This window comes from Alphaproteobacteria bacterium, from assembly GCA_017302575.1.
Classification (GTDB): domain Bacteria; phylum Pseudomonadota; class Alphaproteobacteria; order Rickettsiales; family UBA3002; genus JAFLDD01.
On sequence record JAFLDD010000001.1, the window covers coordinates 939,927 to 964,660 of the forward strand.

The window sequence follows — 24,734 nt, forward strand, 5'->3', positions numbered from 1 at the left end:
TTTAGTGCTGTAACATTCTGGCAACAGTAAAAGCAGACTTCCGGCAAGTAACGCAAAAGCAAGTAAAAATTAGAAACCGTCACTTAAGGAACACGAGGACTGCATGGCTACTGACATCCTAGTTATTGATGACGAGAAGGACATTACCTCTCTCATTTCCGATATTCTCTCCGATGAGAAATTCATCACCCGCGTTGCAAATAATTCCGACCAGGCCCTCAAAGCTCTGGCCGAGCGCGTACCCACCGCTATCATTCTGGACATCTGGTTACAGGGGTCAGAACTAGACGGGTTGGGCATCCTTGAAATCGTACAGAAAAAGTACCCACACGTTCCTGTCGTTATGATCTCTGGTCATGGCAACATTGAAACGGCGGTTACTGCCATCAAGTTGGGCGCTTACGACTACATCGAGAAACCTTTCAGTGCAGAACGCCTCACCATCATCGTGAAGCGCGCACTAGAAGCTGCGAAACTCAGAAGCGAAAACGTCGAGCTGAAGCGTCGTGGTTCGCCTGAGCAAGATTTGTTGGGCACTTCGGCGGCGGTGAATACCGTGCGTCAGACAATCGAGAAGGTGGCTCCAACCAATTCGCGCGTTCTCATCACAGGCGCACCAGGCACGGGTAAGGAAATGATTGCACGCTTGCTGCATTCACGTTCGCACCGTGGTGGCGCACAGTTTGTTGTGCTCAACGCTGCGGCGTTGACGCCCGCACGCATTGAGGCTGAACTGTTTGGCACCGAGGACACTAATCCCAATGGTGGTGCGGAGAAACTTGGTCTGCTTGAACGTGCACATGGCGGCACTCTCTTCATTGATGAAGTGGCTGACATGCACATCGAAACGCAGGGCCGTTTGCTGCGCGCATTGCAAGAACAGTCGTTCGAGCGCGTGCGTGGTAACAAGCGCGTGTCGGTGGATGTGCGCGTGATTGCGGCAACCAATAAAGACCTCCAGCAAGAAATTCAGGCTGGTCGTTTCCGCGAGGACCTCTATTACCGCTTGAATGTTGTGCCACTACGTATGCCTTCACTGCGCGAACGTCGTGACGATATTCCTGCTCTGTCACGCCACTTCCTCAAGCGCGCTAGCGATGCGATGGGCCTTGCTCAACGCAGCCTGTCGGACGAGGCAATGGCGGTACTGCAATCCTACAACTGGCCAGGCAACGTTCGCCAATTGCGCAACGTGATGGAGTGGCTGATCATCATGGCGCAGCCAGGTGAGTCGGGCGAGATTATGTCCGATGCGCTGCCACCAGAATTGATCGACAGCAATATCACGGTTCTGCGTCCAGAGCTTTCAAGCGACATTATGAGCATGCCGCTTCGTGAAGCACGCGAGACATTTGAGAAGCAATATCTTGCCGCTCAGATCAACCGCTTTGGTGGCAACATCTCGAAGACCAGCAACTTCGTGGGCATGGAGCGCTCGGCGCTTCACCGCAAGCTGAAGATGCTTGGTATCGGTAACGACGAGAAAGTCGCCGCCTGAATGGATGGCTCGAAGGAGCCTGAGTTCACTGAATAGGAAAAGCCCCGCTATATTTTAGTGGGGCTTTTTTTATACCTTCAAGAACTTCTTCCAACCACGCTCGTGGAAATAGAAGGTGAAGCTTTGCACCATGGGTTCGATCAAACCAATCGATAGCGCCACGGCAAGGCTTCCCGATAACGCATAGGCAACGCATACCGCTACGGTAACGTGCGTCATACTGTAGGTGATGGTTTTAGCGACTGTTGCATGCGAACGAATAAACTCGACCATATCTCACTCCATTATGATTATACTCTATCACAATTGCGAGTGATTCTCAACCGCAAATTAGCGGGCTTGGTTCAAAGAATGCGCGGCCAGCAAGGCTTCATTCTGTGCTGAGGCGGCCTCAACGCGGGCTAAGGGGCGCTCTTTGCTAATCTCTGCCACCTGCCCCAGCCTATGCTTCAGCTCGGCGTTTTCGCGGCGATTATCCTTAAATTGCTGCTCGGCATTCTCTGCCTTTTTATACGCAGAAAAACCATCAAACAGACTCAAGATTCCAGCCAAGCCTGCATCAAATTTCCACTGCCCTGATCTAGCCCAATCGCCAACCGTGCGTGCTGACTCAAGTTTGAAGAGCTTGCCCCATGCCACCGACATAAGCATGAAAGCACCCGTCCAAATCGCGGTGGAGGTAACTGCCGACTGCAGGCCAGCCACCAGCTTATTATCCCCTAAATATTTCTGATTATCCTCGATATGGAGCGGCGTTTCATTGGTTGCTGAAACAGGTCTGCTTTCTCGCTCTTTGTTCTTTCTGGCGTCTTTTTCAGCACGATGATATTCCTCAAACGCACCAAAGGCACCGAACATCAGAGCGATCACGCCATCTAGCTTCCAGCGTCCTTGTTTCCACCAATCACCAACCGTGTGTACGGTGGTTGCGTGTTTATAGAAAATCGAATTCGCGGTACGGATAATACCCGTGATGACCGCAGACACGGCAAAGTCCTTCACGAAGCCGCGCATAGCGGCATTCCACTTATCGGGCGATTCATCGCGCTGTGAACGGTTCTCTACCATCCCCGTATTATGTCAGATTGCGGGGTTTTCGAATGTGAAGATTTGATGAAGGATATGCCCTAAATATCGGCAAAAACGTGGGTTTCTTGCGCTGCACCAGGATGTGTGACAGCACCCTTTTCAGCCGTGCCGACCGTTTGGGCGTATTTCCAGAGCGCGCCAGAATTATAATCATGTCCGCGCGGCTTCCGCGCCGTGCGACGGCGGGCGAGTTCATTTTTATCGAGCGCGACATCGATCGTTCCCTTTACCGCATCAATCGTAATGACGTCACCATTCTTGAGCAACCCAATCGGCCCACCCACGGCGGCCTCTGGCCCAACATGGCCGATGCAGAAACCACGCGTGCCGCCACTGAAGCGACCATCGGTGATGAGCGCCACTTTCTCGCCCATGCCTTGCCCGTAAAGTGCCGCAGTGGTCGAGAGCATTTCGCGCATGCCTGGTCCGCCTTTAGGACCTTCATAGCGAATGACCAGTACTTCGCCTGCTTTGTATTTCTTGGCTTCTACCGCTTTGAACGCTTCTTCTTCGCAATCAAAGACGCGTGCAGGACCCGTGAACTTAAGTTGCTTGAGGCCCGCGACTTTCACAATCGCACCTTCAGGGGCGAGATTGCCTTTGAGCACCACCACACCGCCTTCTTTGCGGATCGGCTTCGTGTGCGGATAGACAACGTCTTGGTTTTTCGGGAACACAACGTGCTTGAGATTTTCTTTGATGGTCTTGCCCGTCACCGTCATGCAATCACCATGCAGATAGCCGCCATCAAGCAAGGTTTTCATCACAATCGCGACACCACCTGCTTCATACATATCCTTGGCGGTGTATTTACCGCCTGGCATGAGATCAGCCAAATATGGCGTGCGCTTGAATACGCGGCCTACGTCGTTCATGTCGAAATCAATACCCGCTTCGTGCGCCATCGCTGGCAAATGGAGCGCTGCATTGGTGGAACCACCCGTTGCAGCAACGACTGCCGCCGCATTCTCAAGTGATTTACGCGTGACAATGTCGCGCGGGCGAATTTTGAGTTTGAGCAAATTCATAATCGCGTGGCCAGAATCGAAACAGAACGCATCGCGCGATTCATACGGCGCAGGTGCGCCCGCAGAGCCAGGTAATGCAAGGCCGATTGCTTCACTCACGCAGGCCATAGTGTTTGCGGTGAATTGGCCACCACAAGAACCGCCCGAAGGGCACGCTACTTGTTCAAGCTCATGCAATTCCTCACCACTCATCTTGCCAGAGGCGTGTTTTCCAACGCCCTCAAACACATCGACCACGGTGACGTCTTTGCCTTTATGCTGTCCAGGAAGAATGGTGCCGCCATAAATAAATACCGAGGGAACATTGAGGCGAATCATCGCCATCATCAACCCTGGTAGTGACTTGTCGCACCCTGCGAGACCAACAAGCGCATCGTAACAATGGCCGCGCATGGTGAGTTCCACTGAGTCTGCGATCACCTCGCGCGATACGAGCGACGACTTCATGCCTTGATGCCCCATGGCGATGCCATCGGTCACGGTGATGCTGGTGAATTCGCGTGGCGTGCCACCTGCGGCTGCTACACCCTTTTTCACCGCCTGCGCTTGGCGCGACAGCGTGATGTTACAGGGCGCCGCTTCGTTCCATGTAGTCGCCACGCCAATCAGTGGTTGGTGGATTTGCTGCTCGCTTAGCCCCATCGCATAGAGATAGCTACGGTGCGGGGCACGCTCGGGCCCTTCCGTCACGTGGCGTGAAACGAGTGTAGATTTGCCGTATTTTTTGGTCATGATGAAGCTGCATAATAGAATTGCGGGGTCCGAGCAAGCCTAACCGCGCTTAGCCGCGTAGTTGTGCCATTAAATCTGTATCGCCCCAATAATACGCGTAATCATAGGGGCTCAGGCCGCCTGCACCACGCATCAATGGGTCAGCGCCGCGCGCCAACAACAACCGTGCGGTTTGTAATGCACCGTGACGTAACGCAACAATCAATGCTGAATCGCCCTCAGCATTCGTGAGGTTCACATCGCGACGGCCATTGGCAAGCATGGCACGTACCGCGTTAACATCATTACGCGCCACAGCGAGCAGGAATATGTTGTCATAGGCTTGGCCACTGCGTGCGACATGCAAATGGCGGTTAGCGTTGGTGTAGCTATCACGATAAATCGTCGGTGGCAGCACTTGGCGGCGATAGTTGAAGGTCGTTTCTTTGGGCTTATAGCTTGGCTTAAGCACGTCTTCCCATGTTGGACGCTTGGGTTTTTTGGCGGCAGCCTTGATTTCGGGAATCGCCGTCGCCACTAAGCTGCCACCTGTTGGCGGCATGGGCAACGCGAGTGGTGGTGGCGTTTGTTCTGCACTTGCGACAGGGCCAATCGAAAGTGGTGGTGGTTTAACCGTGTAGAGTGTGGGCTCTGGCGCCTTTCGCTTTGGTAAATCTGCGGGCGCCGCGTTAGTGATCTCTTGCGCTTCTTCGACGGGCTCTTCTTTTTCTTCTGCCGCCACTTCCGATGCGTCAGGTTTTGCCATTAAGGCTTCGGTGCCAGGGATCGCAAGCGGGGGTGGTGCGTCTGCACTTGGTGCTTTGGGCAAAGCGGGTATTTTGTTCGCCGTAGGTGTGCTGACAGCCTCGCCCGAACCCGGTATCGGGGGCAAGGAAAAAGTGGGGGCCTGTGCATACGCTGGTATCCACAAACCCCACGCAAGAATCGTCACTAACCTAAGGGTATTTTGCATAAATCTCAATCTGTTGAGAATGAATGCTGATTGCATGGATGAACTTACCGCATTCTTCATGCAGCGCACGAGCTTTATGCTATATCATCATTTAATTTCGATGATTATGTTATTGATGTTGCGCAACGAACACATCGTGGCAATGCGGTTGCGACATTGTGGATAAGCTGTGCATAAGCGGACGCGCGAATCACAGGCTTTCATGCAGCTATAAGAGGGGGAAAAGAAAAACGTTTAGACGTTTTTGGTCAGGGCAACGATGCGCTTGATTTCGCGATCAACCAAACGCTCGACCATCTGTGGCAAGTTACCATCCAGCCATTCTTTGAGCATTGGCTTGAGGGCTTCAATCACCAAATCTTCTACCGTTGCACCTGAACGGAACTGTGCCGAAGGAAGCGGCTGATAGACATGCTCAGCAGCGCCTGGGGTTTCAAGTAGCGCTTTGATGGAAGCGGCAGCCGTTTCAACAGCAGCATTCGAAACCAACCCCTCATTCGAAAAGCCCATGGTAGGCGCTGGCTCGGCAGATTCTTGCTGAATCGTGGTCTCTGGCGATGCTGGCATTGCCATAATGTCGTCAATCGACATTGACTCCATCGCCGCGGATACGGTTTCTTCTGGGGCGGAGGCTGGTTGTGTAATCATGTCGGTCAATTCAAGCACATCTGAACCTGACGCTGGTGGCTCGGAAACCGCAGTTTCCCCTTCATCCGCGATGATTCGCTTGATGGATTGGAGGATTTCCTCCATCGACTGATCTTGTTCTTTGGCCGACATTCGCTACCTGAAATGGGTCACTACTTTTGACACTTAACCGTGTAGGGTTTTGTCTGGCAAGAAGAATTGCGTGATTATCCCGTTATCTGTGCAGGTTGTTTGTAAGCGTGACTTTTAGAAGCCAACTTTAGAAACCGATGGGTTGCCATTTAATGGCGTCGTAATTCTCGTTGGGATCGTAGCTTGCTACATCCAGCTCCAACGCTTCAGGGCTCAACGCGCCCATGGTCACTAGGAGATTGTAAGTTGCGACGGTCTTATCACGCTGCGCACGGACGAGATTGGTGCGGGCGGTGAACAGCTCTTGCTCAGCATCAAGCACATCCAGCACGGTGCGCGCACCATATTCCTGCTCTTGCTTCACACCATCCAATGCAATTTCGGCGGCTTTAATCTGGTCTTCGCGCTCCGCGATGGTGGCGATACTTGTCTCGAGCGCTTCCCATGCACGAGTTACGGATTCTTCAACCGAAAGCTCGGTATCCATCGCCGTGTGTTTGCTTTGACGCGCGATCGCTTTTGCTTCGCGCACGCGTGACCATTCCGCACCCGACTGATAGAGCGGGATTTGAACATTCACGGTCAACTTATCTTGATCGAAGGTGCTATTGCCGCCAACGCCTGCACCTTTTTGCTCACTCATCGACCCTACGAGTGAAACGCGTGGTAGCAAGGTAGATGTATTGGTCCAAACATCGTGATCTGCTGCTTTATATGTGCGAATCGCTGCTAGTAATTGCGGGTTTGCATCACGCGCTGCCGTCAATGCTTCTTTCAAACTTGCGGGCAATTCAGGCACTTGCTCGGGCACGCTTAGGCTGCCTTCAGGCTTATAACCAACCACACGCTCAAACGCCGCGATTGCAGAAATCAAACGACCTTCCGCCGAGATAACATCGGTACGCGCTTGCGATAAACGCGCTTCGGATTGCGCAACGTCTGTACGGGTTACTTCACCCACATCGAAACGCTCTTTCGACGCTTGTAATTGTTTTTCGAGGACTTCTTTGTTGTTGCGCGACAACTCCAGCAACGACTGGTTAGCCACCACATCCATATAGGCAGTGATAGCCTGCTGTAATACGGCCTGCTCGACCGCCATAAGCTGCGCCTGCCCCGCACGCACACGCTGCTTAGCTGCGCGATAGCCTGAAATCGTACCAAAGCCACGGAATAAGGGCTGCTCAACGGTCAAACTTTTATCTTCGGCCTTGCCATAAACCCAGCCCGCGCCACCGAAATCGGTACGTTGGCGGCCACGATTATAATTCGCAATAGCGGTTGGGCGGAATCCTGAAACTGCCTGCGCTACTTCCTCGTCGCTCGATTCTTGGCGCTGACGCTCAGCCTTAATGCGGGGATTCTCGGAATAGGTTGCTTTAAGTGCCTGCTTAAATACATCGTCCGCCGCGTAGGCAGGTGCAGCAAGCAGCGCGCCTAGGGATAAAGCTGTGAATAGTTGCCGTAACATTGTGTTTTCTTTGTGTAACATGAGCGCAGTATTGCACCTATTATTTAAGGTTCCGTTAGCGCTACGTAAAGGATTGGTTAAGCAACAGCATGTTTCCAAGCATGAATGGCGCATAGTGTGGCTTTGGCGCAAGACTGACAAAGGCTTAGAGCGTCATAATTTCTTAACAATTACAGGTTAATAATAATGAGTTATCTAACCAGATGGATCATGTGTGATGCCTCAAAGAAAAGAAGCCGTATTAGTTATTGATGATCTCGAAGAAGGCGTTTTGAAGCCCTACGCTCAGGTTATGAGGGAGGAATTTAGGGATCATCATGTTATCACCGCAACGTCCATAGAAGATGCCCGCAAGGCCTTGCAGGACTCACGTTATCGCGTGGACTATATGGTGGTGGATGGCGGATTTTTTGAAGGTGGCCAACGCACGAGCGGCACAGGACAAAAACTGATTAAGGAAGTGCTGGGAGATCCCCAAAGAGGCATTCGACCACAGTTTGAGGAAAGTGACCCTGAATTGCATAAACGCGTGATCATTGTCGAAAATACCGCAACCCCCAAAGGTAGTAAAAGCAAGGGGCAAGAGCCCATGCATAAAGTCAACCAATTCCATGGATTATTGGGCGCCGATTACCAATCGGCATTTGGCTATACGCCACACCGAGCAGCCTATTTCCAGAAAGCGCCACAACCTTTTGATCGTGAGCACGCCCCAGAAAGCAACGAGCAAGTACGTGGTGAATTTGAAAAGTGGCATAAGGAAAATGACGCTGCGCAGGTCATTCAGTGGACACCTGACAATCAACTCGCATTAACGCAACATGTCGCCAGACAAATGGCACAATTCATGAAACAGGAACGTCGCCTTTCTCAACACGAGGCGCCATTACCAGAATTGAGTGTTGCGCCAAGGGGATTAAAACTAGAATTAGGTGATAACCCATCGATTGAAGCCATGCTGGAATCAAGCTTCATGATTACCGTTGCCGGCAAGAATGTACAAAGAGAGATTTGAGCAATGAAATGGTCGCAAAAAATGGCGGAAGATGGATCAGCGATTGTTTCAATCGTGTGTGATACAGGGTGGCATGAAATGTACTTTGTGATGCGCGTTGCGCGCGGACAGGAGCATAAGATACACCATGCGCTTGAAGAGGGCGGGAAAATTATGCTCGAGCAGTATGGCGAGATTCTTGATTCGGGCTTTGGCCCCCTGCCAGCTAGCCTAGCCGCATAATGACCCTGAATGCAAAAAAGGCCACGGATTTAACACCGCAGCCTTTTTACCCTACGCACCGAGCGATTGCCTCGCGGCATTCGATTTGCTGAAGGTTTGTCCGGACACCGCCCCGCCCGAGCCGAAGCTCGAAGGGGCGGACATTCCAAACCGGATGGGCACTAGACCCCACCGCGATTCACGGCTCTGCCGCTTATCTCAAACGTGCCTAGTGGGCACTTCCGTCTGAGCTCTCGAAGGCTCTCTTAAAGCTTTCGCTCTAAGCTCCTCCATTTAGCCATCCTTCGTGGGGATGACACGAGAAGTACGATTCTTCTCGGGATGACTGCGTTTTTTGGTTTCGCTCCAAACTCGGCCATTCATCTTGTATTTGGTTATAAGGGCCACATGCCGATTACGCCACTTGGGCAGGTTTTTTATCCCCATTTTTGGCCAATTATTTTCAGCACCGCCATTCAAACCCTTAGTGGGAGAGGGTTTGCGCTATAGTCGTCCATTTCAAAAAACCGGAATAGATCTGTGGATAAGTAGTTAATGCGCTCATTACTAGCTATCTTCATGGATATGTAACAATGAATTGTTATAGAATTACCCCATGCAACCAACCGCACCAGAGCCAAGCCAACACTTCATTCGTGCGCACGCCGTCTGCACCGCGATGATTCGCGCGGCTAAGGCTGGGGGCACACCAGATCAGGACGCACTGCTTGAAACGGCGAGAGCTGAGATTGCGGCTTATAATGCTTTTATTAATGAGCACGGCCAAAACGATGAAGAAGTTTGGAAAGGCCAGAAAGCTGCAGAAGCAGAGTGCGGCAGTAAACTGAAACCATTCTTTAGAGATACGGGGCTAACTTTGGGTGTATTACAATCTGACCCCATCAGCATTTTAGCTTCTATCAAGGGAACTGATCGCAGGACGGTCGGGTGGCAGCAGCACCAGTCTGGTAGAGGATAAACTGGAGGCCGAGGGCAGAATCGAACTGCCGCATGTCGGTTTTGCAAACCGAAGCATTACCACTTTGCTACTCGGCCAGCCGTGGAGGTTGGTTTTATTAGCCCCCACGCATGGTCTGGTCAAGCACTACGCAATCTTCAGCTTTGCTTTTACGTCCGCAGGCAGGCTGCTTTTGAGCATCCATGCTGCTTTTTCGTGCGCTTTGCTGCGCACGACCAGTAAGTCCGTCGTGCCTTCATCATCCGCTTTTTGTGCGGCATTGAGCGCCTTCTTGATGGTCTGGGTCAGCGCGATGTTGCTTTGATACAAATCCTTCACCATCTGATTTTCATCCAAATCGCTATTGGCTTCTTTGATAGAAGATAGCTTGGCGAATTCAGAAAAACTGCCTGGTGCTTTTTCGCCCAGCGCACGAATACGCTCAGCGATTTCGTCATTGGCCAAGGCAAGCTCGTTATACTGCCCCTCGAACATGAGGTGCAGGGAGTGGAAATGACGCCCCTCGACATTCCAGTGATAGTTCTGGGTTTTGAGGTAAAGCGTGTAGGTATCGGCGAGTACGCGTTTGAGCGCTTCCGTCACAGGTTTGTTCGACATGGTTATCTCCTTTTCATTCCTTATTGTACGCGAGGCAAATCAATGAGCAAGACTTCTGATGGCTGGTGAGCGGCCAACAGCAGTTTCTTCTCGTTCACCAATTGCGCGCCATCCCCTGCCCTTAGGTCGTGGCCATTCACATTCACGCTGCCTTTGGAAACCAGCAGATAGCCAGCCCCCGCCAAGGCATGTTCATGGGTTTTACCCTCAGCAATGTGCCCACCCCATATGGCTGCGTCAGAGTCGATAGTGAGTGCGCCGTCCGCTTTCTCACCACTTACGAGCAATTGAAGGCCTTCATGTTCTTTAGGGAACTGGCGCGTCTCCCAACGCGGCGTGTTGCCTTTATTGCGTGGGTAAATCCAGATTTGATAAAGGCGCGTATCTTCACCTTCCTTGTTCCATTCGCCATGCACAATGCCCGTGCCAGCCGACATAATCTGCACGTCGCCAGCGCGTGTGACCCCCTCATTGCCGAGTGAGTCTTTATGGGTGATTGCACCCTCGCGCACATAGGTGATGATTTCCATATCATGGTGTGGGTGGGGGTCGAAACCGCCGCCGACACGCACGATGTCGTCATTAATCACGCGCAGTGGGCCGAGGCTCATATAACGTGGGTCGTGATAGTTCGCGAAGCTGAAATGGTAATGGGCATCGAGCCAGCCGATGTTCATCGTGCCTAGGGTTTCATAGGGTCTAACGGTAATCATAACGTCTCTTCATCCACGCCACAGGTTTAGGTGGCGGATATGCAAGATATATAGGATTTACATAGGGAAATGCCAGTCCACCTATTGCGACGAACTGTTTCTTGATTAACTCATTATTAAATAAGTTATTACATAATTAGGACGCGTATAATATGAATTCCGCGAGGCATAGATGACAACAAATAACCCCAATAACCCCATTGATGCTCTCAGAGGCGCAAACCTACATATTTTTCACTACCCCGCAAAGAATGGTCAGCCTGAAAATTATTCAGTCATTTTCAACTATCCCTGCAATCGCATTACTACAAACAATCAATGGGACGCAGTTCGAGATGTTTTAACAGATGAATTTCAGAGACGCGGCTTAAATGGAGTGTACGGGTTGGGCCCTGGAGATCCTGATAGGATAAGAGCTTTATATCCTGATGGATCAGAACGGCCAAACTCATACGCCTATACCTTAAGTTGTTCGCGCGAACAACTTGTACAAATCCAAGAGCTTTTTGGAAGGCAGCAATTATCTATCGAAGATGGTCGTAATTTTCCGGGCATGAAGTCTATTTCATTTGAAGCAACTGAGTGCGCGGTTGCATTCAGCTCACCACCTCCTTCAACACCCGGAAAAAGCGGGAACCTTCTTGGATAGTTAAGCAGCCTTCTTTGCTTTTGATGCAGCAGCTAAGGCCTGCTCCAAATCCGCAATGATATCTTCCGCGTCCTCGATACCGATGGACACACGAATCGCTTCGGGCAATACGCCCACGGCTTTTTTGTGCTCCTCAGTCAACTGACCATGGGTGGTCGATGACGGGTGAATCACCAGCGAGCGCGTGTCGCCGATATTGGCGAGCATTGAGAAGAGCTTGAGATTATCCACCAGCGTTTTCGCTGCGTCGTAGCCACCTTTCACGCCGAAGGTGAATACTGAGCCCGCGCCTTTTGGCAGGTATTTTTTAGCACGTGCGTGGTACTTGTTCGATGGCAGACCCGCATAATTTACCCATTCCACGCCCGCATGTTTCTCGAGCCACTCGGCAACTTTTTGCGCGTTTTGTACATGGCGATCCATACGCAGACCGAGCGTTTCAATACCATTAAGTGTGAGGAATGCATGGAACGGTGATTGGGTTGGGCCAAGCGCGCGCAGACCGATTGCATGGTTATGCACCGCAAGCGCCATGTTGCCGAAACTCTCAGCGAAGTTCACACCATTGTAGGATGGGTGCGGTTTGCCGAGTTCAGGATATTTCGCGGCATGTTTTTTCCAGTCGAAATTGCCCCCGTCGATAATCGCGCCGCCCATCGCTGTGCAATTGCCGTTCAGGAATTTGGTGGTCGAATGCAGCACGATGTGCGCGCCCCACTCAATCGGGCGATGCAGGTAGGGCGATGCCATGGTGTTATCGACAACGAGCGGAATGCCTACCTCGTTGGCGATTTTAGCGAGCGCTTCAATGTCCGAAATCACGCCACCTGGGTTGGCAAGCGACTCAATGAAAATCAATTTCGTTTTAGGCGTAATGGCTTTTTTCACGGCGTCCAAATCATCCACATCGACGAAATCAGCGTGCCAGCCGAAGCTCATCGGGAAGGTGTTTTGGAACTGGTCGGTCGTGCCACCATAAAGGCGCTTAGATGCAATGAAACGCTCACCTGGTTGCACGAGCGCTTGGAATACCAAAAGCTGCGCCGCGTGACCCGACGCCGTTACCGTTGCCCCTACCCCGCCTTCGAGCGACGCGAGGCGTGCTTCAAGTACTGAGTTGGTTGGGTTGGTCAGGCGCGAGTAAACATTGCCGAATTTCTTGAGGGCGAATTTATCGGCAGCGTCTTCAGCGTCTTCGAATACGTAGGCGCTGGTTTGATAAATCGGCACTTGGCGCGAGCCCGTTGCGTCGGGCGTGTAGCCTTCGTGAATGGAACGTGTGTGGAAACCTTGCTTCTTGTCGGTCATAAAAATCTCATGTGAAAAATGTGATGTTAACGCGAAAGCCTAAGGCTCGCGTGCGGTAAGCCTGCAACTACTGCGGCCGACAACAACATCTACAGGTGAATTTCATGAAACCGCTTATAGCGACTGCGGGCGCGGATGTCAAAATGCTTGTCACTGCCGCAAAAGCTGGTATCCACCCGCCATGAGCACTGCGCTAAAGATTCACGAAGCTGGCGGCACGCACACCACCGATGTGGTGATTGTGGGCGCAGGCCCATGTGGTCTTTTTGCGGTATTCGAGCTTGGGCTACTCAATATCAAGTGCCACTTGGTGGATATTCTCAATCGCCCTGGTGGCCAATGCGCCGAGCTTTACCCCGAAAAACCCATCTATGATATTCCTGCCGTGCCGATTTGCACGGGCCAAGAACTGACCGATGCGTTGCTGAAGCAAATCGCGCCATTCGGTGCGGAATATCATTTCAACCAGATGGTCGAGTCCCTCGCGAGGGACGGCGATTCATGGATTGTTAAAACGGATAGTGACACCACTATTCGTGCTAAGGTGGTTGTTATTGCGGCGGGCGGCGGTTCGTTCGTGCCGAAGAAACCACCGATCAAAGGCATCGAGCAGTACGAGAATGAGAGCGTGTTCTATGCCGTGAAAAAGCGTGAGCAATTTCGTGGCAAGAAGCTGGTGATTGTCGGCGGTGGCGATAGCGCGCTGGATTGGACGCTGAACCTGCACGAGATTGCCTCACACATCACCCTCGTGCATCGTCGCGATGAATTCCGCGCTGCGCCTGACTCGGTACACAAAATGCGTGAGCTTGCAGCAGCAGGTAAAATTGATTTGGTATTTGGTCAAGTTAGCGACTTGCAAGGCTCCAACGGCCAATTGGAATTGGTTGAAATCACCGACAATGAAAAGCAAACAAAACGCATCGCGTGCGACGTGCTTTTGCCGTTCTTCGGCCTCACGATGAAGCTGGGGCCTGTTGCGAATTTCGGGCTGAACTTGCACGAAAACCTGATTACGGTGGATACGGAGAAATTCGAAACCTCCGTGCCAAGCATCTTCGCGATTGGTGATATCAACACCTACCCTGGCAAACTGAAACTCATCCTCAGCGGTTTCCATGAAGGCGCGCTGATGGCGCAGCAAGCCTTCCGCTATATTTTCCCTGATCAGAAACTGCGCTTCCAATACACGACTAGCTCCACCGATTTGCAGAAAAAACTCGGGGTGAAGTAATGGAAGTCTACACGCTGAACGTAACGGATCACGACGGCGGCGAGCATGTGCTGGAAGCGCCAGAAGGCTGGCGCGTGATGGAAATCATCCGCGATAATGGCCTTAAAATCAAAGCCGAGTGCGGCGGTGCCTGCGCGTGCGCGACCTGCCATGTCTATGTGGATGAGGCATGGTTATCAAAACTCGCCCCCAAATCGGCGGACGAAGAATTATCACTAGATGACGCCATGCAGGTGGAGTCGAACTCGCGCCTCTCCTGCCAGATTCTGATGAACGAAGAGCTGGACGGGCTGCATGTTACCTTAGCCCCAAACCCCGACTAGTTGACTCCGTCAACTATATGCGCCTAAGTATCTGTATTCACATTGCGCTTTTGATTGGATTTGCACCATGATATGTTGCCTGTCATGAAGCGTGGATTCTCACTTGTTGAACTCTCGATTGTCTTGGTAATTCTCGGCCTGCTCACGGGCGGCATTCTGGCAGGACAATCCCTCATTCGCGCCAGCGAACTGCGCGCCGCTTCGACTGAATATCAACGCTATGTCGCAGCAGGCAATACCTTCCGAGACAGATATTTTGCCATACCAGGCGATTTTCGTGATGCCACTCGCTTTTGGGCTCGTTTAAACACCAATGCGGACTGCGTTAGCAACTCTGGACTGGCGGTCGCCGGTACACCTGGCGCATGCGACGGAAATGGTGATGGCCTGCTTTCAACTGCGGCAGCAGCCAGTCAGTCCGGTGAACAGTACCAATTCTGGCGTCATCTTGCGCTTGCTGGATTGATGGAAGGTAGTTTTTCTGGGCTTTCGGGCTCGGGGAGCGCTCAGCATACGGTCCTTGGTACGAACGCGCCAAGATCCAAGCTTTCAAACGCAGGTTGGTCAATGCAGCATATAGCCACTCCGTTCGGCGACACAGAACTCTATGTATTGTCCTATATTTTTGCCTTCGAGTTTGGCGCGCCCGTAAGCAACTCTCGCACCTTTGGAAGAGCATTGAAACCCGAAGAAGCTTGGAATATCGATACAAAGATGGATGATGGACTGCCAGCACAGGGCAACGTCATCGCACGTTTTTGGAACAACGCTTGCGCTGCGGCAAATGATGGCACTCACGCCAATAACGACTATGCAGCAAGTTACAAGCTAAGCGACTCTTCTGTACAATGCGCATTATATTTCAGAAATTCATTTTAGGTGGTTAGCATGCGCGGATTCTCACTCGTTGAACTTTCGATTGTTCTGGTCATACTTGGCCTGCTCACGGGCGGCATACTCGCGGGTCAATCACTCATCCGCGCCTCCGAGTTGCGCGCCGTCACTAGCGAATATCAGCGTTATACTGCTGCAGGTAATACGTTTAGAGATAAGTATTTCGCAATTCCTGGGGACTTTCGCGATGCCACGCGATTTTGGACACGCGGAGTTGCGGCCGCTCATTGCGTTAGCCAGTCTGGCGCTGCCGTTGGGTCGCCAGGCGCATGTGATGGGGATGGAAATGGTTTTATTAGCTATGCCCTTGCTTCTGAGTCTGCAGAGGGTTTTCAGTTTTGGCGTCATCTCGCGTTGGCCGGCCTAGTCGAAGGATCATATACTGGCATTGCTTCAGCAGGCGGCAGTTCAGATGCGACTATTGGCACGAACGTGCCAGCTTCAAAATTGGGGAATGCGGCATGGTCATTTCAGAACGCAAGCAATTATGTTGGCGATGGATCAACCTACGCTATGGACTACGGGAACATGTTTAACTTTGGTGGCAAAACTACTAACGCCCTGACATATGCCACGGTTTTAAAGCCCGAAGAAGCGTGGAATATTGATACAAAGATGGATGATGGAAAACCTGCTTCAGGCAAAGTCATTGCAAGATACTGGAACAATGCTTGCTCCGCTGCAGATGATGGAACGCACGCAAATAACGACTTGGTCGCTAGTTATAAATTAAGTGATTCAACCTTGCAGTGCGCATTGCATTTTAGGCACCCGTTTTAAACTCCACCACATCTTCTAACTTAGGCCGCTCACGCTCTTCGGTTTTTTGGGTGGCGGGGGAATGGCCATAAAGGATTTGCATTACCCCTCCCCTCGCTATAACTTTTCGTACATGCGTGGATTCTCACTTGTTGAACTCTCCATTGTCTTGGTAATTCTCGGCCTACTGACGGGCGGTATTCTGGCAGGTCAATCCCTCATCCGCGCCAGCGAACTGCGCGCGGTTACGACTGAATATCAGCGTTATACTGCCGCAGGCAATACGTTTAGAGATAAGTATTTCGCAATTCCTGGAGACTTTCGCGATGCCACACGATTTTGGGGCCGAACAGTCGTCGCTGGGCATTGCGTCTCTAATTCAGGACTTGCAGTCGCTGGAACGCCTGGCACCTGCGATGGCAATGGTGATGGATCAGTAAATCTTGGCGGCGCCGGAAGTCAATCTGCCGAAGTGATACAGCTATGGCGTCATCTGGCACTCGCGGGCCTTATCGAAGGTGATTATACAGGCCTTGCAGGCGCTGGAGGTGGCGGAGAATGCGTGCTGGGCACAAACTGTCCGCGCTCGAAACTCAGCAATGCTGGCTGGGGGGTGTGGCCGATTGGTAATTACGCAGGAGACACGGGTACCTACGCTTATGATTACGGCAACATGTTGGGAACCGGCGCTCAATGGGCAACAGCATGGCCTCTCAGTTCAGCATTCAGACCTGAAGAGGTATGGAATATTGATACTAAAATTGATGACGGCAAACCACATTCAGGCCGCGTGCTTCCGCGCGTTAACCAGAATTTTGGCGCTGCCGCTGCCTGCACTACTTCAACATCACAGACAGATAGAACTGGTGATTATAAATTGACCGTTACCAGCAAAGAATGCTCGATTCACTTTGCTAAAGCTTTCTAACTCCACTCCACCACCACATCTTCCAACTTCGGACGCTCACGCTCTTCGGGTTTTTCGGTGGCGGTGCCGAGATAGATAAAGCCCGCGATGCGCCCACCCATTTCGCACTCAATTGCTTCATCAAACGCTGGCCATTCGGTGAGCCAGTTGGCAGCGAAGCCGAGCATATGAGAGGCGTGCAGAATATTCATGCACACCGCGCCGACCGACAATTGCTGCTCCCACAAGGGCGCTTTGATGCTCTCGACAGGATTACTGGTGACCACCAATAACAACGGTGCGCGCTGCGGGCGCTGGCGTTCAAATTCTATCTGCTTTTCGTTCGCATCGGGGTTGAGCTCCAAATAGCGTTTCGCGAATAACTCGCCCAACTTCGCCTGCCCTGCTTTATGCAGCACCTTGATGCGCCATGGGCAGAGTTTGCCATGGTCGGGCACACGAGTCGCTGCGGTGAGAATGGTTTCTAGCTGCGCATTATCAGGCGCAGGGGCAATCAGATTCGCAGCCTTCACGGAACGGCGCGTCAACAAATATTCAATGGGACTATGCATAAATCGCTCATGACTTGCGGCGTGGAGTATGGTATAAGTAAGTGAAATAAAGGAAAAAAACAAAGACTATGTCTAAACCTCGCTCGCTCCTGTTTGTGTGTACAGGAAATATCTGTCGTTCCCCCGTTGCTGAAGGTTACATGCGCCATATCTTGAAAGAGCTGGGCATGCTTGAGCAATTCACGCTCGATTCAGCAGGGGTGGATTCGCACCATATTGACCAAGCGCCCGATCCACGTGCGCAATCTACCAGCCTGAAATACGGGGTCGATATCTCGGATCTGAGGGCTCGTAATATACGCGGGCGCGACTTTGATAACTTCGATCTCATCCTCGCTATGGATAAAACACATTTTGCGCGACTCAAGAAGCATGCGCCCGAGGGCTGCAAAGCGCGCATTGAACTCTATCTACCATATTCCGAATCAACCCCCGTTATGGAAGTGCCTGACCCATACTATGGCGACCTAAGTGACTTTGAGTATGTGCACGCGCTGCTCCTACGCGCAACGGAAGGCATTCTTAAGAAAATTCTATAGCCTCTAAAGCTTATTAGCGTATGATTGCTTCATGATAAAATCACCTACGCGACACGGCTTCAGCTTAGTAGAGCTTTCGATTGTGCTAGTTATCCTCGGCCTGCTGACGGGCGGCATTCTTGCGGGTCAATCACTCATTCGCGCATCAGAATTACGAGCGGCGAGCACGGAATATCAGCGCTACGCGGCTGCAGTAAACACCTTTCGCGACAAGTATTTCGCAATACCTGGTGACTTTAGCAGCGCCACACGCTTTTGGGGGCGATTAAATGCCAACGCGGATTGCGTCACCAATTCGAGCGCAGCCGTAGCTGCACCAGGCGCCTGTGATGGCAATGGCGGCGGCACACTCAACGATGCAGGCACCGCTTCACAATCAGGTGAGCTGATGCAGATATGGAGACACTTAGCACTGGCTGGTTTGATTGAAGGAAACTATAGCGGCCTTTCTGGCGCAACAAACGGCACGGACTTTGTCATTGGGACCAACAGCCCTAAATCTAAATTGGGCAATGCTGGCTGGGGTACGCGCGGCCTTGGTGTCTATGCAGGTGATGCACAAGCCTACGCTATGGATTATGGAAATTTGTTTGTCTTAGGTGGCCAACTAGCTGGCCTACCACCCCACACGGCCGTTTTGAAGCCTGAGGAGGCGTGGAATATTGATACAAAAATGGATGATGGAAAGCCCGCCCAAGGTAAGGTGATTGCGCGCTACTGGAACAATGCCTGCGCTGCGGCTGATGACGGCACTCACGCGAATAATGACTTGGCGGCAAGCTACAAATTAAGTGATTCTACCAATCAATGCTCTCTCTATTTTAGGCAGCAGTTCTAGACGCAATCCATTACGCTAGCGCATTGATTCCTGTGAATAAAGTCGCAATCTCTTAGTAAAATCATATGGTAATTATGATTACCCACAGTTTTTGCTTTACAGTCTATTAGTTAATAAGTTATTAACAACCACCTTCCGAATTTTACTAAACAAAAACAAAGATTAACGATGGTGGCACTAATCACAGGCGGTTGCGGCTTTATTGGCTCGCATTTGGCGGATGCACTCGTGGCTTCTGGCATGGATGTGATTATCTTGGACAATTTGTCCACAGGCAAGCAATCCAACGCGCCTTCTAAAGCTAAACTCGTTGTCGGCGACGTTGCGGATGCGGCGCTGGTTCATGAGCTGGTAGGCAAAGCTGACCTAGTATTCCATCTTGCTGCCGTTGCCTCCGTTGAGCTGTGTGAGCGTGACGCGGAGAATAGCCACCGCACGAATTTCATCGGCACGAAGAATGTACTGGATGCGGCCGCCGCCTCACCCAAAAAGCCGCTTGTGGTCTATGCTTCCTCGGCTGCGGTATATGGCGACAACCCCAATCTACCACTGGCTGAAAGTGCAGAAACTACACCGCTAGGCAATTATGGCCGCGATAAATTGGCGGGCGAAGTTTACGCCCAACAGCAGAATATCCGTAGCGTTGGCCTGCGTTTCTTCAATGTGTTTGGCCCGCGCCAAGACCCGCGCTCACCCTACTCTGGCGTGATCAGCATTTTCACCGACCGCGCGCTTGCAGGGCAAGACATCACCTATTTCGGCGACGGCGAGCAAACGCGAGACTTCATCTATGTGGGCGATATTGTGAAGCTACTACTGGCTGCCTCAAACCATTCTGGCCCCGCCGCAGTGGCAAACGGCTGCACGGGTAAAGCCACGAGCCTAAAGCAACTCGTTGCGACACTAGCAGAGCTGGTCGGCACGGCGCCAAAAACAGCCCACGCCGAAGCACGTAAGGGCGATATTCGCCACAGCCTTGGCAACCCTGAGCAGGCAAAAAAGCTTCTTGGATTTACCGCGACAACCCCCCTCAAGGATGGGTTGGCTGCTTTGGTCGGCGCGTCGCAGAAAGAGGCCGCCCATGCGTAAGGTTTCTGTGTATACAAAGCCACAGCAAGGCATTAAAAAATCGCCACAGGCTGTTGATTTTTCTAATTTCCGCGACAGGCTAATGGGCTTTATGTCCAATAACGCGAACACGCAGCGCATGTTCCAATGCGCGCAATTTTTTCGTCGCCTCGGCAGAGTAGATTTTAGGAACGAGGCTTTCCATGCGTAGATATATACTTGTTGCACTCGTACTCGTCGTGATCGGTATCGGCGCCAGCTTGCTACTCATCCCGAACGAGCAAGACGTTGCGGTCATGCAGGCGCGCGATGTGCAGACCATTGATTTGGGCAATGTCGACATTGAGGCTGAGTATGCGCAAGGCCGCCGCACTTTCCCGATCATCAACGCGCTGGTGGATAAGCGCATCGATGAGGGCAACCGCCCTGCCGCTATTGCGCTGCTTGAGGAATATGTAGTTGCCAACCCGCAGGACATGAATGGCCACCGCCGCATTGTGGAGCAGTACCAACTCGCGGGCAACCAAGAGAAATACCAAGAGCACTTGGCTATTGTCGCTAATGCTGAGCCTACCGAACAGAACTTGACCCAGCTTTCCTATATTTACAACGCTGAGAAAAACTACCCTAAGCAAATTGAAGTGCTTGCTAAGCGCATTGAAGTGAATGGCGGAAAGAATCCTGAGTATTTTGCTGATCTGGCGACCATTCAGATGGTTGAGGGGCGCAAGGAAGATGCGCTGGCTACCGTTGAGAAACTCAAAGCGACGCACCCTGACTTTACGAATTATACGCTGACCTATATCAGCACGACGATTCTTGCAGAGAACGGCAAAGGCCAAGAGGCATTTGATGCGGCAAACGCTTGGATTTCTGCTAATCCAAACATCAAAGAACTCACTGAGTTGGTGAACATCCTGCATTACGCAGGCCATGCCGATAAAGCGATTGCGCTAGTTGAACCACGCATGCAAATGCTGACGGAAGATACAGCGCTGGTTGCTGCCTACGTAAATGCGAATATCACTGCAGGTCGCGCTGATCATGCGTTTGAAGTGCTGACCCGCGTGGATCAGGCTGGCAAAATGACACCTGAGCTTTACAAGCCTTATCTCGAACTGGCGCTGAAGCGTCAGGATATTCCTGCGGCAGAAGATATCGCTAAGCGCATGGATGTTGCGGGCTTCAAGGAAGAGGATGCGCTTAACTTGCTTGAAATCTCGCGCGGCAACGAAACCAGCAGCGTATTTGAAATTCTGGCAACGCGCTTTGGTGAGCCAACCGTAATCACGGACAAGCCTGTGCTTGCTGCAGTGATTGCGCTGATTAAGAACAACAAAGACCAAGACCAGAAAATCGATACAGCACTGGCGATTGATTTGACCTCCGTGCAACGTGTGAGACTTGCAGAAGCATGCGCACGCGCGGGCAAGACCATGTGCTTTGATACCATCGTTTCACGCTTCCCTGCGGTGGCAGAAATGAATGGTCCACAAGTGGTGGAGTTCGCTCAGATCCATATTCTTGCTGACCGCGCGAAGGATATTGTTGATCCAGTGGGCGAGTTAGCGAAGCTGAAGCAACAAAACGAGATCACCAAGGCGCATTTACGCTTAGCATCATCTGCAGGTCGCGGCGATATCATGTTGCCCTGGATTGAGGCAAACCGCCAAACTGCGCCACTGCCAGACATGCAGGAATATTTCTATCTCGCTAACAATAATAAGCACGCGGATATTTCAGTGCCAATGGCCGAAGCGCTGTTCGCACGCGACCCATCACCTATGAATAAAGATATTGTGATCGCGTCGTATTTGAGCTCGGGCCAAGAAGCCAAGGCGCTGCCAATGCTGCGTGAGCAAGCCATGAAAGATGGCGCGAATGATGCGCTTTATATTTCCGCTCTCACACGCCTTGCACGCAAGGATGCCACCGCCCGCAAAGAGCTCACCGACTATTCGGAAGCGTCGCTTAAAGCAGTTCGTGGTGATGATAAGCAGCAAATCAATTATGCCTACGCACTCATCAATAACGGCAAGCGCGATAAGGCTACCCCTTTCGTCCGTGAGTACGCAAAAGCGCGTGGCGGTGAATGGAAAAAAATGTATGCGCAACTTACCGCGCGTAGCACGCCTGGCAAATCTGCGGCACCTGCCAAGCCACTTACTGAAGAGCAATTATTTGCGAATGGTATGAATGCGCGCTTCAGTGAAGCGAATCGCGAATCAACCGCAGCAGAGCTTATGAAGCGTGGCCGCAAAGCAGAGGCGACCAAAATCTATCAAGCGCTCGCTGAAAATAAAGGCCCTGAGAGCAAGGAAGTGAAGAACCTTCTTTATGTATGGGGCGGCAAACTTAATACGCAGCAAATCACTTGGGTGATGAACCGCGCGAAAACTGCCAATGCGTATGATAAGCAGGCATGGAATAAAATCATCAGCGATTATGGTGATGATTATGCAGTGCTCCAATACGTCTCGAGCACGCCTGATGCACTATATAATCAAGCGCTGCGCAAGAAATACTTCCATGTACTTGCTGGCTCAGGTGGCGCAGATGTATTTGATAATAATATGCGCGGCTGGGTGGCACAAACTACCGATGCTGCAGCGCTTATCGATTATGCAAAAGCGGGCGAAACCTTCAGCCATAATGACGCAGCGTTCCACGCATATCAACGCGCTGCGCAGGTTGACCCACGCAATGAATACGCTCTCAAGCAGCTTGGCGTCGTAGCATTCGGCAAGGGCCGTTATGATGAAGCGCGCCAGTATTTTGATCGCTATTTTGCGATTTATAATCCTTCTGCGGGCATTACTGACCCAGAGATTGCGCATTACTATCGCGCGCAACTTTATAAGCAGCAGAACATGACTGCACAGGAGCAGGCAGAGTACCAAGCATTGGTGCGTGGCCAGCAGGCTCGCCCCAATACCGCACTTGATGCACAAACACGCTATTACATTGCGCTCATGCGCCTCGGCCAGCATGCAGAATCCAAGCGCGGCTTTGAAGCATTGCTCGCACAGCACCCTGACAATAAGGGCATCTTGGGCGACTACATGGTGGTGCTGATTGAGTTTAAATATTTTGATGACGCGACACGCATCGCTAACCAGTACGACAAGAATTCACCTTATTATGGTAAGTCACAAGCCATTATGGGTCGTGCAGGTGATGTGAGCAGCATCGAGCGCCTGAGCGGTGGCCGTGAAATGAAAATCAGCTTCGCGCAACCTATCGAAGGTAACGCGCCACTGAAAGGTACCGACCATGCGTGGATCGAAAAGACCGACGCTGCGTATGACTCCGTAACCATTTCCGCTAAGCCAGGCTATGTCGTGCGTTTTGTACCAACGACAGCCACAGAATTCGCCGTTGTACCCGCACAGGCACAAACCCTTACCCCACAGGCTGAGTTTGATCGCCAGCAGGATCTGCGCTTGCAGATGCTCTATGCACGTATCGAGCAAGAAACGGGTCGTACGGACTTGGCTCGCCAACGCTTAGCAGCGCTGCAGAATTACTATCCAAAAGATCCACAAGTATTGACCTATGCTGCGAATATGGAAACGGCTGCAGGTAACTCCATCAAAGCAATCGAGTTGTTGCAGCAAGTGCAAACCGTGCAACCTGACAACGAGGATGTTGCGCGCATGGTGATGGACCTGCGTAAACAAACGCAAACCAACTTCGTGAAGCTAGACCATGAATATCGTAGCTTCGGTGACAATGACGAGCAGATCACGACCTTGTCGGGTGCTGCACGTGTGAGCGACCGCACGGAAGTTGGGCTAAACCTTAAAAACAATGCGATGGATACTTTCCAGATTCGCCGCGCTGTGGATGGCTTACCAGCAAATTACGAGACCAGCCGCCAGCAGGGTGAAGTCTATCTCGCACAATATTTCGATGATAGTGGCCGTTTACAAGTGTCGGGCTTTGCCAACAATGATACGGGTGGCGCTGGCTTGTACTATGCATTTAACAACCCACTTGGTGGCCGCAGCGAATTGATTGGTGAATACCACCGCCCTTACTGGGATTTCGTGGAAGCCGTCTATGAGCATGCGAACCGCGACCGCATTGGTTTGCGTCACAGCGCCTCCATCAACCCAACCTTATCGTTCGGTCTTGAGACATCACTCAACAACTACAACATCAAAGATACGGATGATGTAGCGAGAACGGGCTTGATTCGCGCGTCTCTTACCCAGCGTGTTAACGAGTCGCCATTCGTTGCAATCGGTTATGGATTCGATGGTGAATACCTGACCGAAGATCGCCCTCAACGCAGAGCGGCAAGCGGCGATGTTTACTACCCACTGCCACTGCGCTCACGCGAGGTGCATTTCCTTTCGGGTATCGTCAGTGGCGACATCACGCCTACCACCCATGGCTTGTTGCAAGCAGGTTATGCGTATGACCGCTTAGGCGCAGGTGGCCCTGTGGTTGAAGGCCGCGTGACACAAGATTTGACCGAGACGGTGGAAGCAGGCGTTCGTGCCCGCTACGGCGTTGAATCAAACAACTCCAACAACAATGCGACCAATGTCGGCGCGCATTTACAATATAAATTCTAAGAAGA

Annotated in this window: 25 protein-coding genes and 1 tRNA gene; 15 read left to right on the forward strand and 11 right to left on the reverse strand. The window is 51.7% G+C overall.

Translation table 11 applies throughout. From position 1 onward, the window contains the following. Window positions 1-103: 103 nt before the first annotated feature. Complete coding sequence (locus tag J0M34_04890) at window positions 104-1,498, forward strand: sigma-54-dependent Fis family transcriptional regulator (protein ID MBN8543583.1); 1,395 nt, start codon at window positions 104-106, stop codon at window positions 1,496-1,498. Window positions 1,499-1,567: 69 nt separating this feature from the next. Here J0M34_04890 and J0M34_04895 read toward each other — a convergent pair whose 3' ends face one another. The 4 genes from J0M34_04895 to J0M34_04910 are packed head-to-tail and all read right to left on the reverse strand — an operon-like array spanning window position 1,568 to window position 4,888. Next, window positions 1,568-1,771 carry a DUF2061 domain-containing protein gene (locus J0M34_04895; protein ID MBN8543584.1) on the reverse strand — a complete coding sequence of 68 codons (204 nt, stop codon included), beginning with the start codon at window positions 1,769-1,771 and terminating at the stop codon, window positions 1,568-1,570. A gap of 57 nt (window positions 1,772-1,828) precedes the next feature. Further along, window positions 1,829-2,566, reverse strand: a complete 738-nt coding sequence (locus J0M34_04900; GenBank protein MBN8543585.1) for a hypothetical protein — start codon at window positions 2,564-2,566, stop codon at window positions 1,829-1,831. A 59-nt stretch (window positions 2,567-2,625) separates the two neighbouring features. Further along, complete coding sequence (gene ilvD / locus J0M34_04905) at window positions 2,626-4,347, reverse strand: dihydroxy-acid dehydratase (GenBank protein MBN8543586.1); 1,722 nt, start codon at window positions 4,345-4,347, stop codon at window positions 2,626-2,628. A gap of 49 nt (window positions 4,348-4,396) precedes the next feature. After that, window positions 4,397-4,888: an ankyrin repeat domain-containing protein gene (locus tag J0M34_04910; protein MBN8543587.1), complete on the reverse strand. Its 492-nt coding sequence runs from the start codon at window positions 4,886-4,888 to the stop codon at window positions 4,397-4,399. Window positions 4,889-5,102: 214 nt separating this feature from the next. On the opposite strand from J0M34_04910, the gene J0M34_04915 reads away from it, so the two are divergent. Next, window positions 5,103-5,465, forward strand: coding sequence for a hypothetical protein (locus J0M34_04915; GenBank protein ID MBN8543588.1), 363 nt, complete (start codon window positions 5,103-5,105; stop codon window positions 5,463-5,465). Between the two features lie 68 nt (window positions 5,466-5,533). Here J0M34_04915 and J0M34_04920 read toward each other — a convergent pair whose 3' ends face one another. Beyond that, window positions 5,534-6,079, reverse strand: coding sequence for a DUF2497 domain-containing protein (locus J0M34_04920; GenBank protein MBN8543589.1), 546 nt, complete (start codon window positions 6,077-6,079; stop codon window positions 5,534-5,536). Between the two features lie 127 nt (window positions 6,080-6,206). Then, window positions 6,207-7,571 (reverse strand): TolC family outer membrane protein, encoded by a 1,365-nt coding sequence (locus tag J0M34_04925; protein ID MBN8543590.1) that lies wholly within the window; start codon window positions 7,569-7,571, stop codon window positions 6,207-6,209. A gap of 196 nt (window positions 7,572-7,767) precedes the next feature. On the opposite strand from J0M34_04925, the gene J0M34_04930 reads away from it, so the two are divergent. The 3 genes from J0M34_04930 (at window position 7,768) to J0M34_04940 (ending at window position 9,745) form a co-directional block, all read left to right on the forward strand. After that, entirely contained in the window at window positions 7,768-8,565 is a 798-nt protein-coding gene (locus J0M34_04930) for a hypothetical protein (protein ID MBN8543591.1), read from the forward strand. Window positions 8,566-8,568: 3 nt separating this feature from the next. Beyond that, entirely contained in the window at window positions 8,569-8,787 is a 219-nt protein-coding gene (locus J0M34_04935) for a hypothetical protein (GenBank protein ID MBN8543592.1), read from the forward strand. 595 nt (window positions 8,788-9,382) lie between these two features. Further along, window positions 9,383-9,745 carry a hypothetical protein gene (locus tag J0M34_04940; protein MBN8543593.1) on the forward strand — a complete coding sequence of 121 codons (363 nt, stop codon included), beginning with the start codon at window positions 9,383-9,385 and terminating at the stop codon, window positions 9,743-9,745. Window positions 9,746-9,747: 2 nt separating this feature from the next. Here J0M34_04940 and J0M34_04945 read toward each other — a convergent pair. From J0M34_04945 to J0M34_04955, 3 genes are all read right to left on the reverse strand, one after another. Next, window positions 9,748-9,822 (reverse strand) — tRNA-Cys (locus J0M34_04945). Between the two features lie 49 nt (window positions 9,823-9,871). Then, entirely contained in the window at window positions 9,872-10,342 is a 471-nt protein-coding gene (locus J0M34_04950) for a DNA starvation/stationary phase protection protein (protein ID MBN8543594.1), read from the reverse strand. 20 nt (window positions 10,343-10,362) lie between these two features. After that, complete coding sequence (locus tag J0M34_04955) at window positions 10,363-11,055, reverse strand: pirin family protein (GenBank protein MBN8543595.1); 693 nt, start codon at window positions 11,053-11,055, stop codon at window positions 10,363-10,365. A gap of 172 nt (window positions 11,056-11,227) precedes the next feature. Here J0M34_04955 and J0M34_04960 point away from each other — a divergent pair, with 172 nt between their 5' ends. Continuing rightward, on the forward strand, window positions 11,228-11,704 hold the full coding sequence (locus tag J0M34_04960; GenBank protein MBN8543596.1) for a hypothetical protein: 477 nt from the start codon (window positions 11,228-11,230) through the stop codon (window positions 11,702-11,704). On the opposite strand, the gene J0M34_04965 is transcribed toward J0M34_04960, so the two are convergent. Further along, complete coding sequence (locus J0M34_04965; GenBank protein ID MBN8543597.1) at window positions 11,705-13,012, reverse strand: aminotransferase class I/II-fold pyridoxal phosphate-dependent enzyme; 1,308 nt, start codon at window positions 13,010-13,012, stop codon at window positions 11,705-11,707. It abuts the gene before it with no gap. A gap of 181 nt (window positions 13,013-13,193) precedes the next feature. Here J0M34_04965 and J0M34_04970 point away from each other — a divergent pair, with 181 nt between their 5' ends. The 5 genes from J0M34_04970 to J0M34_04990 all read left to right on the forward strand — a co-directional run bounded on the left by J0M34_04970 (window position 13,194) and on the right by J0M34_04990 (window position 17,150). Then, window positions 13,194-14,246 (forward strand): NAD(P)/FAD-dependent oxidoreductase, encoded by a 1,053-nt coding sequence (locus tag J0M34_04970; protein ID MBN8543598.1) that lies wholly within the window; start codon window positions 13,194-13,196, stop codon window positions 14,244-14,246. Then, the gene (locus J0M34_04975; GenBank protein ID MBN8543599.1) at window positions 14,246-14,569 is read left to right on the forward strand and encodes a 2Fe-2S iron-sulfur cluster binding domain-containing protein; all 324 of its coding nucleotides are present in this window, start codon (window positions 14,246-14,248) and stop codon (window positions 14,567-14,569) included. The genes J0M34_04970 and J0M34_04975 overlap by 1 nt, the downstream gene beginning before the upstream one ends. 84 nt (window positions 14,570-14,653) lie before the next feature. Further along, on the forward strand, window positions 14,654-15,448 hold the full coding sequence (locus J0M34_04980) for a prepilin-type N-terminal cleavage/methylation domain-containing protein (protein ID MBN8543600.1): 795 nt from the start codon (window positions 14,654-14,656) through the stop codon (window positions 15,446-15,448). 9 nt (window positions 15,449-15,457) lie between these two features. Then, a complete protein-coding gene (locus tag J0M34_04985) occupies window positions 15,458-16,243 on the forward strand; it encodes a prepilin-type N-terminal cleavage/methylation domain-containing protein (protein ID MBN8543601.1) in 786 nt (261 codons plus the stop codon). A 112-nt stretch (window positions 16,244-16,355) separates the two neighbouring features. Continuing rightward, window positions 16,356-17,150 carry a prepilin-type N-terminal cleavage/methylation domain-containing protein gene (locus J0M34_04990; GenBank protein ID MBN8543602.1) on the forward strand — a complete coding sequence of 265 codons (795 nt, stop codon included), beginning with the start codon at window positions 16,356-16,358 and terminating at the stop codon, window positions 17,148-17,150. On the opposite strand, the gene J0M34_04995 is transcribed toward J0M34_04990, so the two are convergent. After that, a complete protein-coding gene (locus tag J0M34_04995) occupies window positions 17,147-17,701 on the reverse strand; it encodes a nitroreductase (protein ID MBN8543603.1) in 555 nt (184 codons plus the stop codon). The two genes, J0M34_04990 and J0M34_04995, sit on opposite strands and share 4 nt — an antisense overlap. A gap of 68 nt (window positions 17,702-17,769) precedes the next feature. On the opposite strand from J0M34_04995, the gene J0M34_05000 reads away from it, so the two are divergent. From J0M34_05000 to J0M34_05015, 4 genes are all read left to right on the forward strand, one after another. Then, window positions 17,770-18,240, forward strand: a complete 471-nt coding sequence (locus J0M34_05000; protein MBN8543604.1) for a low molecular weight phosphotyrosine protein phosphatase — start codon at window positions 17,770-17,772, stop codon at window positions 18,238-18,240. 31 nt (window positions 18,241-18,271) lie between these two features. Then, window positions 18,272-19,078: a prepilin-type N-terminal cleavage/methylation domain-containing protein gene (locus J0M34_05005; GenBank protein ID MBN8543605.1), complete on the forward strand. Its 807-nt coding sequence runs from the start codon at window positions 18,272-18,274 to the stop codon at window positions 19,076-19,078. A gap of 168 nt (window positions 19,079-19,246) precedes the next feature. Further along, window positions 19,247-20,167, forward strand: a complete 921-nt coding sequence (locus tag J0M34_05010; protein MBN8543606.1) for an SDR family NAD(P)-dependent oxidoreductase — start codon at window positions 19,247-19,249, stop codon at window positions 20,165-20,167. A 182-nt stretch (window positions 20,168-20,349) separates the two neighbouring features. Next, the gene (locus J0M34_05015; protein MBN8543607.1) at window positions 20,350-24,729 is read left to right on the forward strand and encodes a hypothetical protein; all 4,380 of its coding nucleotides are present in this window, start codon (window positions 20,350-20,352) and stop codon (window positions 24,727-24,729) included. The last annotated feature ends 5 nt before the right edge of the window (window positions 24,730-24,734 follow it).